This is a genomic window from Amycolatopsis sp. NPDC049868, assembly GCF_044461365.1.
GTDB lineage: Bacteria > Actinomycetota > Actinomycetes > Mycobacteriales > Pseudonocardiaceae > Amycolatopsis.
In genome coordinates this window covers 457,640-469,837 of record NZ_JBITKV010000006.1, presented here as the reverse complement: position 1 = coordinate 469,837, position 12,198 = coordinate 457,640, and the positions used below count along the sequence as shown (strand labels likewise).

10 protein-coding genes are annotated in these 12,198 nt (G+C 68.9%); 3 read left to right on the top strand and 7 right to left on the bottom strand.

From position 1 onward, the window contains the following. Positions 1–9 precede the first annotated feature (9 nt). The 4 genes from ACIBTM_RS26525 to ACIBTM_RS26510 form a co-directional block, all read right to left on the bottom strand. Positions 10–2,331 (bottom strand): CHAT domain-containing protein, encoded by a 2,322-nt coding sequence (locus ACIBTM_RS26525; protein WP_395879833.1) that lies wholly within the window; start codon positions 2,329–2,331, stop codon positions 10–12. Positions 2,332–2,631: 300 nt separating this feature from the next. After that, on the bottom strand, positions 2,632–4,809 hold the full coding sequence (locus ACIBTM_RS26520) for a xanthine dehydrogenase family protein molybdopterin-binding subunit (protein ID WP_395879832.1): 2,178 nt from the start codon (positions 4,807–4,809) through the stop codon (positions 2,632–2,634). Next, entirely contained in the window at positions 4,806–5,768 is a 963-nt protein-coding gene (locus tag ACIBTM_RS26515) for an FAD binding domain-containing protein (protein WP_395879831.1), read from the bottom strand. Before ACIBTM_RS26515 ends, ACIBTM_RS26520 begins: the two co-directional genes overlap by 4 nt. Beyond that, positions 5,755–6,207, bottom strand: coding sequence for a (2Fe-2S)-binding protein (locus ACIBTM_RS26510; protein WP_395879830.1), 453 nt, complete (start codon positions 6,205–6,207; stop codon positions 5,755–5,757). The genes ACIBTM_RS26515 and ACIBTM_RS26510 overlap by 14 nt, the downstream gene beginning before the upstream one ends. A 222-nt stretch (positions 6,208–6,429) precedes the next feature. On the opposite strand from ACIBTM_RS26510, the gene ACIBTM_RS26505 reads away from it, so the two are divergent. Then, positions 6,430–7,005 (top strand): TetR/AcrR family transcriptional regulator, encoded by a 576-nt coding sequence (locus tag ACIBTM_RS26505; RefSeq protein WP_395879829.1) that lies wholly within the window; start codon positions 6,430–6,432, stop codon positions 7,003–7,005. 19 nt (positions 7,006–7,024) lie between these two features. Here ACIBTM_RS26505 and ACIBTM_RS26500 read toward each other — a convergent pair whose 3' ends face one another. Both ACIBTM_RS26500 and ACIBTM_RS26495 read right to left on the bottom strand, forming a co-directional pair. After that, the gene (locus ACIBTM_RS26500; protein ID WP_395879828.1) at positions 7,025–7,606 is read right to left on the bottom strand and encodes a TetR/AcrR family transcriptional regulator; all 582 of its coding nucleotides are present in this window, start codon (positions 7,604–7,606) and stop codon (positions 7,025–7,027) included. A 58-nt stretch (positions 7,607–7,664) separates the two neighbouring features. Further along, entirely contained in the window at positions 7,665–8,627 is a 963-nt protein-coding gene (locus ACIBTM_RS26495) for a quinone oxidoreductase family protein (RefSeq protein ID WP_395879827.1), read from the bottom strand. A 127-nt stretch (positions 8,628–8,754) separates the two neighbouring features. On the opposite strand from ACIBTM_RS26495, the gene ACIBTM_RS26490 reads away from it, so the two are divergent. Then, complete coding sequence (locus ACIBTM_RS26490; protein ID WP_395879826.1) at positions 8,755–9,207, top strand: nuclear transport factor 2 family protein; 453 nt, start codon at positions 8,755–8,757, stop codon at positions 9,205–9,207. Next, positions 9,204–10,415 (top strand): epoxide hydrolase family protein, encoded by a 1,212-nt coding sequence (locus ACIBTM_RS26485; RefSeq protein ID WP_395879825.1) that lies wholly within the window; start codon positions 9,204–9,206, stop codon positions 10,413–10,415. Before ACIBTM_RS26490 ends, ACIBTM_RS26485 begins: the two co-directional genes overlap by 4 nt. Positions 10,416–10,425: 10 nt before the next feature. Here the strand turns inward: ACIBTM_RS26485 and ACIBTM_RS26480 are convergent, their stop codons facing one another. Then, positions 10,426–12,165, bottom strand: a complete 1,740-nt coding sequence (locus ACIBTM_RS26480; RefSeq protein WP_395879824.1) for a pyruvate dehydrogenase — start codon at positions 12,163–12,165, stop codon at positions 10,426–10,428. Positions 12,166–12,198: the final 33 nt, after the last annotated feature.

The window sequence follows — 12,198 nt, the reverse complement described above, 5'->3', positions numbered from 1 at the left end:
GCCATTTCCTCATTCCTTGAGCGTCAGACGGAGATCCGGACGCGCCAGCGCGAGGTAGCTCAGCCCCGCGACGCTGCCGGTCCGGAGAAGTTCGAGACGGCTCGCCCGGATCGCGTCGCCGAGTTCCCGGTTCGCGCCGAGCACCAGCGGGACGAGATGATCGGCGAACCGGCACGCCGTCGTCTCCCCCACGTCGATCTCGGTACCGACGATCCCGCCCGCACCCGCCCACAACAACCGTTGCGTCAACGGATTCGGCTGGTCGTCCCCCAGCGCGGCGGTACTGCAACCGTTGAGCAGGACCAGCGGCCGCGAGCGCCACAGCCGGTAGAGGTCGTCGGGCAGGCCGCGTGCGGACAGCCGTTCGCCGTCGCCGATCTCCACCCAGCCGATGCCCTGTTCCTCGTCGACGCCGCCGTGGCAGTACAGGTAGATCAGGCTGGGCTGCACGGCCCGCAGCCGGGCGAGCAGCCCGGCCCGCCGGTTCTCCTCGTACCACGCCACTCCCGGCAGCAGGCCTCGGAGCCGGCGCAAATGCCTGTCCCGCAGCACGAAAGCGGGATCCATGGCCTTGCCCAGCACGAGTGCGGGCGGATCCACGGATTCCACGGACCGGTCCGGTACCGGGAGATCCGTGCCCAGCGACGGCGGGCTGCCCAGGAGGAGCCGGAATCCCCAGAAGCCGGCAGGGCATACCACCGTGTCCGAGTCCGAGAGACAACGCCCGCCGAAGCAGCGCGGCTCGACACGAGCGTTCAAGTCGTCGAGGAATGCGCGGCAGGCACGCAGTTCGGCCGAACCGACCTCGGCCAGTGGAAAGTCGTAGACGATCGCGGCGGGCAGGGGCTGCGCGCAGCCGTCCGGCCAGATCACCTGCACGCGGACCCGTTCCCGAAGCCGCTGCCACAGCGGCACGGGATCCAGCCCGGCCCGCACGAGCGCCGGGTCGATCCGCGGCCGGATCGCGGTGTAGACGTTCCGGCCGTGCAACGCCAGCGCCCCGAGCGCGGAGTCGAGCGATCCCTGCGCCGCTTCGAGCCGCCGGTACAGGTCACGGGCGCGGCCTTGCAGGCGGTCCAGATGCGCCGCCGGGATGCCCGCGGCCATCGGCACCGCCCCGTCGGCGAAGAAGACGTGGATCCCGTGCTCGTCGGCGGTGTTGTGATTGACCATGATGCTCAGGGCATGCGGCGCGGACGAGTCCAAAAGGGACGGATCGAGCCCGTACCCGGCCACATAGTCCCGCTCCGCTCGCCAGCCTCCGCTTTCCTCCGGCCAACCGACATCCGCCTCGACGGCGAACGACTGCCAAAGGACGCCGCGGCAGTACAGTCCGACCCGCAGCCGTCTTCGCGCTGATCGCGCCGGAGTGCGGAGGTCGAACACGACACGTCCGGCGTCCCCGGCACCGAGCCTGACGCGCCGGGTCGGCGCCCCCGTGACCATCGGCCGTAACCCGGCCGGGGTGCTGTCGAAGGCCACCACGTCGAGAGGCACCTCTCTGCTCGGGTCCGCTCCCGGCAGCTCGCCGATGTCCACCCACAGCACGTATCCGGTGTCCGGAGTCAGGGGAACGTCCGACGGCGCCGGACCTCCGGCGACGTCGGAGACTCCGACCCGAACCGGCCGGATTCCGGGTTCCGGCAGCCCACTCGGCGGCGGAGGGGGCGGCGGCTTGCCGCCGCGACGACGGACGAAGCGCAGCCCGGCGAGGGCGGCCGCCGCCAGCAGCAGCCCCGCGAGGATCGCGAGCCACGTCTGCCGCGGAAGATCGAGAAGCGTGGTGTTCTCCACGGACGGTGCCGGTGTCGGCTCGGCTGTGCCGGTTGTGACCAGCACGGTGACGGTCGCGAGGAGGATCCGGGTGCCCGCGGGGCGCCGCGCGTACCCGGCCGGCGACTTCGAGGACGGCTCGGCGGATGGTTCTTCGACGATCGGGCTCGTGAACGTGGTGGGTGGGCTCGTGACCGGGGATTCGCTCGTGGTCACCGGCCCGGTCGAGGTGGTCGGTGGCTTCCGGGCCGACGTCGAGGGGGCACCCACGCGGTGGCAGGGCTGGCAATGGAGTTCGGTGGGGCCCGGCGGCTGCCCGGCGTCGACCGTGAGCCTGCCACGGAGCGGCCCCCGGCTCGCACCTGAGCACGGAGAACCGGGTTGCCCGCCGAAATAGAGCATGCAGTCTTCGTCGGCGGCGACCCCGTACTTGACGATCTCGTGAGCGGAGCCTGGGTGAACCTCCGCGGGGAGGACGTCCTGCTGCGCCGACGCCGGTAGGGCGAAGGCGAGCAGGATGACCGTCGACACGGCGACGGCTGCCCGTGGGCGCGACATCCGATCCTCCCCACCGTCAGTGCACGCACAGGGGGACGATTGTGGTCCGCGACCGGGGTGAAGACCAGCGGGTACCGGCCGAATCCACCGTCCGGGGGCGCGGGATCGCCGTGGTGCCCCCGAATCGGCCCACACCGGACCCGGATCCGGTGGCGGAGCGCGACCGGAGGCAACCCTTTCGATACCCGGAATCCGGTCAGCTCGTCGGGCAGGTCGCGAAAGCCACTTTCGAGACATCTGACGTCCCGAAAGTGGCTTTCGCGACACGACCGAAGACGGCTACGAGTAAGCGGCCGATCCTCAGGATTCGTCGAGGAGATCCTCGATCTGGATGGGGAGGTGCCGGACCCGGATACCGGTGGCGTTGTGGACGGCGTTCGCGACCGCCGCCGCCATCCCGACGATGCCGATCTCGCCGAGCCCCTTCGCGCCGACCGAGTTGTGCAACGTGTCCGGGTACTCGACGAAGTGAACGTCGACGTCGGGGATGTCCGCGTTCACCGGGATCAGGTAGCTCGCGAGGTCCCCGTTGGCGAACCGCCCGTTCTCCTCGATCTCCAGCCCCTCGTGCAGAGCGGCCGAGACACCCCAGATCATGCCGCCGACGATCTGGCTTCGAGCCGCCGTCGGGTTGATGATCCGACCGGCGTCGAACACCCCGAGCATGCGGGACACCCGGATCTCGCGCGTCCACTTGTGCACCCGGACTTCGCAGAACTGCGCGCCGAACGAGCTGAACGAATGCTTCGTCAGCTCCTCGCCGGGCGCCGAAGAACCGGTCACGGAGAGCGCCGGCCGGTCCAGGGCCCGCAGCAATTCGCCGAAGGTCATCGCCCGTTCCCCGGCCTGCACACGGCCGTCCGCGTAGGCGACCTCCATGCCTTCGAACGGCGCGCCCGGAGCCGAGGCCAAGGCCAGCAGTTCGTCGATCGCCTTGGCGGCGGCGATCATGATGGCCGTCCCGGCGCTCGCGGTCGCCGTCGAACCGCCGGACATCCCTCCTGACGGCAGGCGTGAGTCACCGAGCCGCGGCATGACCCGATCCGGCGAGATGTCGAGCGACTCGCCGCCGACCAGGGAAAGCACGGTCAGCAGGCCCGTTCCCGGGTCGGCCCCGCTGGTCGCGACGGTGGCCGTGTCGTCGGGCAGCAGGGTGATCTCGACCGTGGCCGGGAACCGCAGGGCGGGGAACATGGCGGTGGCCGTGCCCATGCCCACGAGCCAGTCGCCGTCGGTCCGTCCTTCGGGTGCGCGGTCCGCCCAGCCGAACCGCGCCGCACCGACCCGGAAGCATTCGTCGAGATGCTTGCTCGACCACTGCAGGTCCTTGCCGGGCGGAGCGGTCGAGTTGTTCCGCTGCCGCAGCTCGATCGGGTCCATGCGCAGCGCGATCGCGAGTTCGTCGATCGCGCTCTCCAGCGCGAACGACCCGGGTGCCTCCCCCGGCGCCCGCATGAACGTGGTGGGCGGGATGTTCAGCGGCACGATCTTCTGGCTGATGGCCAGGTTGCGGGTGGCGTACCACTCGCGCGAAGTGCCGTGCGAGGTCGGCTCGACGAACGACCGGTCCATGGGCGTACTGCACCACGAGTCGTGCTGGAGCGCGTTGAGCGTGCCGTCGTGTTCCGCGCCGAGGGAGATCTTCTGCACCGTCGCGGCACGGCCCGCGGTCGCGGTGAAGACCTGTTCCCGGCTGAGCACGGCCTTCACCGGCCTGTCCAGCGTCCTCGCCGCAGCCGCGGCCAGGAACGCCGGGGTGGACGTGCGTCCCTTGCCACCGAACGCACCGCCCACGAAGGGGTTCACCGCGTGCACCTCGGACGGCTCCGTGCCCAGCGCCATCGCCAGCTCCATCGCCTGGAGATCGGACCCCTGGTTGCCGCTGTGGATCGTGAGACCGTCGGGACCCCAGACCGCGACCGCGGAATGCGGTTCCATCGCGGCATGGTTCTGAGCCGCGGTGGTGTACGTGGCCTCGACGACCACCGGGCTCTCCGCGAGCGCGTCCTCGATGGACTCGACACCCGGGGCGAGGATGGCGAGGGCCGAGGGGCCCCCGTCCCTCGCCGCCGGCGGTTCTTCGGCCGAGTCGAGGCCATCCTGCAGCGAAGTCAAGGCAGGCCGGGCCAGGTAGGAGACCTCGACCAGCATCGCCGCGTCGCGCGCCTGCTCGTACGTCTCCGCGACCACGAAGCCGATCGGCTGGCCGTAGTAGGTGACTTCCTTGTCCTGCAAGGGAACCCAGGTGTCACCCAATATCGGCGAGGCCGGGGCGCGCAGCTCCAGCGGATCGAACGGCGTGTACACACCGATCACGCCCGGTGCGCCCTTCGCCGCCGTGACGTCCATCGTGTCGATCTCGCCGTGGGCGATCGTGCTCAGTACGACGTAACCGTGGACCAGTCCGGGAAAGGTGTGGTCCGCCCCGTACTCGGCCCGGCCGGTGACCTTCAGCGGTCCGTCCACCCTGCTGGTCATGAGCGGCTCCCTTCGGTCAGTTCGAGCAGCGCGCGGACGATGGTCCGCCGCAGCAACGACGGCTTGAACGCGTTCCCGGCCAACGGACGCGCGCCCTCGGCGGCGAGCGACGCCGCCTCTTCGAAAGCGGTGACGGTCGCGGGCGCACCCCGCAGGGCCTCTTCGACGGCGGGCAGCCGCCACGGCACGGTCGCCACGCCGCCGGCCGCGACCCGGGCGTCGACGATGCGCGAGTCCTCGACCCGCAGCGCGACCGCCGCGGAACACAGCGCGAACTCGTAGGACTGCCTGTCGCGGACCTTGACGTAGGTGGAGTTCGACGCCCAGTCCAGCCGAGGGACCTCCACCTCGGCGATCAGTTCGCCGGGCCGCAGATCGGTTTCGACATCGGGAGTGTCGCCGGGCCGCCGATAGAACGAGGCCAGCTCGACGGTGCGGGTCCCGGTCTCGCTGACCAGCCGGAGCCGCGCGTCGAGAGCGACCAGGGCGACGGCGACGTCGCTGGCATGGGTCGCCACGCACGAATCGCTCGTGCCCAGCACCGCGTGCATCCGGTTGGCGCCCGAGATCGCCGGGCAGCCGCTGCCGGGCACCCGCCGGTTGCACGGCATGGCGACGTCACGGAAGTACGAGCAGCGCGTGCGCTGCATGAGGTTTCCGCCGATGCTGGCCATGTTCCGGATCTGTTGGGAGGCGCTGAGCAGCAGAGCCCGGGAGATCACCGGGTACACACCGGGGTGTCCGGCGATGTCGCCCATCCGCTCAAGCGCGCCGAAGCGGAGTCCGTCGGTGGTGTCGATACCACGCAGCGGTACCGCGTTGATGTCCAGGACGTGTTGCGGTGTCAGGACGTTCAGTTTCATCAGGTCGACGAGGGTGGTGCCGCCCGCGAGGAACGTGCCGGGCGAAGCGACCGCGTCTTCGACGGTCTCGGGTGCGAGCAGCTCAAAGGGACGCATCGGCCCTCCTCGCCTGCTCGACCGCCGCGATGATGTTCGGGTACGCCGCGCACCGGCAGAGGTTGCCGGACATGAACTCGCGGACGTCCTCGACACGCTGTTCGACGGCGGCGACCGCCGACATGATCTGCCCGGAGGTGCAGAATCCGCACTGGAGGGCGTCCTGATCGACGAACGCCTGCTGAACCGGATGCAGACCATCCTCAGTGGACAGTGCTTCGACCGTGGTCACCGGCTGTTTCACGGTGGCGGCCAAGGTGAGACAGGACAGCACCGGCCGTCCGCCGACGTGCACCGTGCAGGCGCCGCACTGCCCCCTGTCACAGCCCTTCTTCGGCCCCGTGACGCCTAGCCGCTCCCGCAGCGTGTCCAGCAGGGTCACCCCGGGATCGACACTCAGGTGTTCCGTCCTGCCATTGACTTCGAATGAGATGTCCACTGGATCTCTTTCCGCAGATCGTCCGCGCCGTGGCCCCGACGGCGTAGGTTGTGGTGGTGGGAGTCCGTTCGCGAATTGAAGCGGATATTCATCCGCTTCAATTCAAGCTAGCGGATGACGATCCGTCCGGCAAGGTCGATCCTGCCCCTGGAGTCGCTCCAGGTTTCCCCGGTTCTCTCGGCTACATTCACTGGAGCACGGGATCGGCGGACAGGAGGGAAGATGACGACGGGCTCGGTCAATCCCCGGCGTGCGGACACCCGGCGCAACCATGAGCGCATCCTCGCCACCGCGGCGAAGTCGTTGGCCTGCACCGGCGAGGTCTCGTTCAACGCCATCGCGAAGCAGGCCGAGGTCGGCGTCGGTACGGTGTACCGGCACTTCCCCACCCCGGAAGCCCTCATCCTCGCGGTGTACCGGCGCGAGGTGCGCCAGCTCGTCGAGATCGTGCCCACCCTGCTCGCGAAGTACCCGCCGGAGCAGGCGTTCCGAGTGTGGACGACCGACCACCTGGCGCATTACATGATGACCAAACGCGGACTGGCCGACGCCTTGCGCGCCGCGACGGCCTCACGCCCGGAGTTGCCGGCGGAGGCCTATCAGGACATGGTCCGCGCGGTCTCCACCTTGCTGCGGGCCAACGTCGAGGCGGGCATCGTCCGCGCGGACCTGGCACCCGAGACCGTCCTGCGCGGCCTGGGCGGCCTGCTCTACCTCGACCCGAAAGGCGAATGGCGGCGCGACGTCGCGAGCCTCCTGGATCTGCTCTGGCGCGGGATGGGCACCGACCGAGCCTGACCATCCACAGTGGACGGCGTCAGCCGCGCAAGTAGTCCAGGTACAGGTCGAGCGCCGCCTCGAGATGATCCGCGGAGCCGGTGGACATCAGGATCGTCACCCCGCCCTGGATCGCGGTGATCAACGCGGCCGCGGCGCGGACCGGGTCGACGTCACGGCCGATGTCCCCGCTCTCCCGCATTTCCTCGATGCCGGCCTGGACCTGACGTTGCCATTGCTCCAGCAGTTGCTTCGTGACCGCCTGCGCGGCGGGAGTGTGCCTGCCGATCTCGGTGATCAGCACCCCGAGCGGGCAGTGCACCCCCTGCCGCCGGTAGCGACGGACCACCACGTCACGCCATTTCCTCCACGCCTCCCACGAGGTCAACCGCCCGAGGTAGGGCTGCTGATCCTCGATCACCTGCCCGGCTTCCCATTCGGCCACGGCGACGAGCAGTTGTTCCTTGCCTTCGGGGAAATAGTGGAACAGCTGACTCTTGCCCGTTCCGCTACGGCGGCAGATGTCGTCGAGGGTCGCCGCAGCGACGCCGTGCTCACGGATTTCGTCCGCTGCGGCTTCGATGATCCGCTGCCGCGTCGCGGCGCCCTTCTTCGTGAGCACGGAAGCCTCCCGGAATGTACTCGGCGGTCCATTATCTCTCGTCCGACCCGAGTCGTCGTCACGGCATCAGCAGCAGCTTCCCCGAGGTACGACGGGACTCGATGTCGCGATGCGCCTGCGCCGCGTCGGCGAGGGCGTAACGACCGCCGACATACGGCGTTACCTGCCCCTTCCTGACGAACTCGAACAGCTCGTTCGCCCGCCGCACCAGTGCCTCACGGGTGGGCACGTGGTCGACGACGGACGGATAGGACAGCAGGATGCTGTTCGGCAGATCCGCCGGACGGAACGTGGGATTGCCGTTCACCACGCCGTAGTAGGCGTGCACGCCGTGGCGGCGCAGTGCCAGCTGGGACGAGTGGAATGTCGCCGAGCCGCCGCCGTCGTACACGACCTGCGCGCCTTCGCCGCCGGTCAGCTCTCGAACCTGTCGCTCGAAGCCACTGCCGGCGGACACCAGCACATGGTCCGCGCCGGCCTTCTTCGCCACCGGGATCTTCTCCTCGCGTGACACCAGCCCGATCACGGTGCCGCCGCGAGCCTTGATCAGCTGGGTCAGGATGACTCCGACCCCGCCCGCGGCCGAGTGCACGACGGCCGTGTCGCCCGGCTGGATCGCGTACGTCTCCGTCGTGAAATGGTTCGCGGTCAAGCCCTGCATCAGGATGGCGGCCGCGGTCTCGTCGTCGATGTCGCCGGGCACCCGCACCAGTGACCGCGCCGGGATGGCGAGCCGTTCGGCATAGCTGCCCTTGTGGTAGCGCCAAGCGACCCGATCGCCGACGGCGAAGTCTTCGACGCCCGGCCCCAGCGCCGTGACGATGCCCATGCCTTCGACACCCAGCACGGTGGGGACCGACCAAGTGGGCAGCGGCATCTTGCGGGCGCCGGTGTCCATGAAGTTCACCCCGGCCACGCCCAGCCGCACGGCGACCTCGCCGTCTTTCGGCACCGGGTCCGGGAACTCCGTCCAGGTCATGACTTCCGGGCCGCCGTATTCGCTGATGTGGATCGCGTGCATGAGGGCAACGTAGGTCGGACAAAATGTACCGGCAAGTACAGAACCTTACCCTCAAGACTGTACTTGCCGGTACATTTTTTCGGCGGCATCCTCGGCCGGGTCAACCTCACCGAACGAAGGAAAGCCGATGGACGACCTCGCCCGGCTGGTGGCGGTGGAGGACGTGCGACGCGTGATGGCTCGCTACGTCTACAGCGCCGACCATCATCGATGGGACGACCTCGCGGCCCTGTTCACGCCCGACGCGCCGTTCGTCGCCTCCACAGTGGACGGCGCGATCCAGGCGCGGATGACCGGCCGCGCCGAGATCGCCGCCCGGCTCAAGGCCCACAACGAACCCGATTCCGTGCTGATACACCACCTGTTCTCCAGCGAGATCGACATCGAGTCGGCGGATTCGGCGGCCGGTGTCTGGGCCATGGAGGACATCGTGACCACACCGCAAGACGGCGAAATGCACGGCTACGGCCACTACCGGGTGCGCTTCACCCGCTCGGACGGCCGCTGGCTCATCACCGAACTACGCATCACCAGGCTCCGCCTGGACTGGACCACCTCGGACAAGGAGAACCGACCATGACCCTCGACCCGTTCGTCATCGACATCGAACAGGACGTCCTCGACGATCTCCGGAGACGACTCAAAGCCACCAGGTTCGCACCCGATCCGGACAACGAAGACGAGGCCTTCGGGCTGAGTACCGCCTATCTCAAGCCGATCGTGGAGTACTGGGCCGACGGTTTCGACTGGCGAGCCGTCGAAGCCCGGCTGAACGAGTACTCGCACCATCGCGTCGACGTCGACGGCACTCCGGTGCACTTCATCCGCGAGCCCGGGAAAGGTCCCGCGCCGATCCCGCTGTTGCTCATGCACGGCTGGCCGTGGACCTTCTGGGACTGGAGCAAGGTCATCCGTCCGCTCGCCGACCCGGCCTCGCACGGCGGCGACCCTGCGGACGCCTTCGACGTCATCGTCCCTTCGTTGCCCGGCTTCGCCTTCTCCACTCCGCTGACGAACGGCAAGGAGAACTTCGTCAGCATGGCCGACCGGTTCCACACGCTGATGACCGATGTGCTCGGCCACCGGCGTTTCGGGGTCGGCGCGGCCGATTACGGCGCACTGGTCGGAGCGCAACTCGGCCACAAGTACGCCGGCTCGCTCCACGGCATCCACCTCGGCAACGAGATGCCGCTGACGATCTTCCAGGGCGAGCGCAACTGGGATCTCACCGGCGGTGCGCCGATAGACGACCTGCCCGCGGGTCCTCGCGCCGACATGGTCAACTTCGTCGACACCTACGTTTCCCATGTCGCGACTCATATGCTCGACGCGCAGACGATCACGCACGGCCTGAACGACTCCCCGATCGGGATGCTCGCGTGGATCCTCAAGCGGTGGAAGAAGTGGAGCGACCAGAACGGGGTCTTCGAGGACTCCTATCCGGTCGACCACATCCTCACCAACGCGACGATCTACTGGGTCAACCAAGCCATCGGCTCGTCGATCCGCGCCTACAAGAACGTCAACCGGCATCCGTGGCGGCCCTCGCACGACCGGACGCCGGCCGTCGAGGCGCCGGCCGGGTTCACCTTCCACCTCGGCGACGCCGCGCCGCCGGGAGCCCACGACCGCGAACGCCGCGTCGCCGCGTTCAAGGAAGCGGCCGGTCCCGTCTACGCGGACGTGCGGCAGGTGAACGTCCACGAGAAGGGCGGCCACTTCGGACCGTGGGAGAACCCTGAGGCGTGGATCGAAGACCTGCGCGCCACGTTCCGCCCGCTGCGCTGAGCGGGCGGTCTCACAGCCGCGGGATGTTGCGGAGGTTGGCCCGCGCGAGGTCGATCATCCGGCCGACCCCACCTTCGAGCACGACCTTGCTCGCGGCCAAGGCGAATCCGCCCAGCTGACCGGCGGTGATATGCGGCGGGACGGACAGGGCGTTCGCGTCCGTCACCACATCCACCAGCGCGGGGCCGTCGTGGCTCAGTGCTTCCTTGAGCGCCGCGCGCAGCCGGGTCGGGTCGGTCACCCGCTCGGCGCGCAGCCCCGCGCCACTGGCGATGGCGGCGAAGTCCACCGGGCGATGGTCGGTCTGGTAGTCGGGAAGGCCGTCCACCAGCATCTCCAGCTTCACCATGCCGAGCGACGAGTTGTTGAACGTGACGATCTTGACCGGCAGGTCGTGCAACGCCACGGTGAGCAGTTCGCCGAGCAGCATGCCCAGTCCCCCGTCGCCGGACATCGAGACGACCTGGCGCCCGGGATAGGCGAACTGCGCGCCGATGGCGTGCGGCAGGGCGTTGGCCATGGTGCCGTGCAGGAACGACCCGATGACCCGGCGGCGCCCATTGGGCGTGAGGTACCGGGCCGCCCACACGTTGCACATACCGGTGTCGACGGTGAAGATCGCGTCGTCCGCGGCGAGTTCGTCGAGGAGGTCCGCGGCGAACTCCGGGTGGATGGGCACGTGCCGTTCGACGTTGCGGGTGTAGGCGTCGACGACCTGTTCCAGCGTTTTGCAGTGATCACGCAGCATCCGGTCCAGGAACGTGCGGTCGGACTTGCGCCGCAGTAACGGCAGGACGGCACGCAAGGTCTCCCGCACGTCGCCGTGCACCGCCAGTTCCAGCGGGGTGCGACGGCCCAGCCGGGTCGCGTCGTGGTCGACCTGCACGGTCCGCGCCTGGGGAAGGAAGGAGTCATAAGGGAAATCGGTGCCGAGCAGGATCAGCAGATCCGCGTCGTTCATGGCCCGGTAGCAGGCGCCGTAGCCGAGCAGACCACTCATTCCGACGTCGAAGGGATTGTCGTACTGGATCCACTCCTTGCCGCGCAGGCTGTGGCCGACCGGCGCCTGCACGGTCCCGGCCAGCTCCATCACCTCGGCGTGCGCGCCGCGCACCCCCGCACCGGCGAACAAGGTGACGGTCTCGGCGTCGTTGATCAACTCGGCGAGCCGGGCCACCTGCGACTCGGGTGGCACGACCGTCCCGTGCTCGGTGACCGGCGCCCCGTTCCCGGTGGGCGAAACGGCGTCGAGGTGCGCGACGTCCCCAGGCAACACCAGCACCGACACCTCACCACGGGACAACGCGTGCTGCATGGCGATCCTCAGCACCCTCGGCATCTGGGCGGGCCTGCTGATCTGCTCGCAATAGCCACTGCAGTCGACGAACAGCCGTTCAGGATGGGTCTCCTGGAAGAACCCGGTCCCGATCTGACCGGACGGGATATGCGAGGCGAGCGCGAGCACCGGGGCTCCCGTGCGGTGCGCGTCGTAAAGTCCTTGCACCAGATGGGTGTTGCCGGGACCGCAGCTACCGGCGCACACCGCGAGCCGTCCGGTCAGCTGGGCCTCGGCCGCCGCCGCGAACGCGCCTGCCTCCTCGTTGCGCACGTGGACCCATTCGATGCCCGGAGTACGGCGGATGGCGTCGACAATGGGGTTGAGGCTGTCTCCGACCACGCCGTAGATCCGCTCGACCCCGGCCTGAACCAGGACTTGCACGAACTGCTCGGCGACGTTGGGCTTGGCCATCAGGACCCCTTCGATGCTGCGGCGGCGGGAACA

Coding starts and splice junctions, on each gene's coding strand:
- ACIBTM_RS26520 (WP_395879832.1), bottom strand. CDS start 4,809: ATGACCAGCAGGGTGGACGGACCGCTGAAGGTCACCGGCCGGGCCGAG.
- ACIBTM_RS26515 (WP_395879831.1), bottom strand. CDS start 5,768: ATGCGTCCCTTTGAGCTGCTCGCACCCGAGACCGTCGAAGACGCGGTC.
- ACIBTM_RS26490 (WP_395879826.1), top strand. CDS start 8,755: ATGGACGACCTCGCCCGGCTGGTGGCGGTGGAGGACGTGCGACGCGTG.
- ACIBTM_RS26505 (WP_395879829.1), top strand. CDS start 6,430: ATGACGACGGGCTCGGTCAATCCCCGGCGTGCGGACACCCGGCGCAAC.
- ACIBTM_RS26495 (WP_395879827.1), bottom strand. CDS start 8,627: ATGCACGCGATCCACATCAGCGAATACGGCGGCCCGGAAGTCATGACC.
- ACIBTM_RS26480 (WP_395879824.1), bottom strand. CDS start 12,165: ATGGCCAAGCCCAACGTCGCCGAGCAGTTCGTGCAAGTCCTGGTTCAG.
- ACIBTM_RS26525 (WP_395879833.1), bottom strand. CDS start 2,331: ATGTCGCGCCCACGGGCAGCCGTCGCCGTGTCGACGGTCATCCTGCTC.
- ACIBTM_RS26485 (WP_395879825.1), top strand. CDS start 9,204: ATGACCCTCGACCCGTTCGTCATCGACATCGAACAGGACGTCCTCGAC.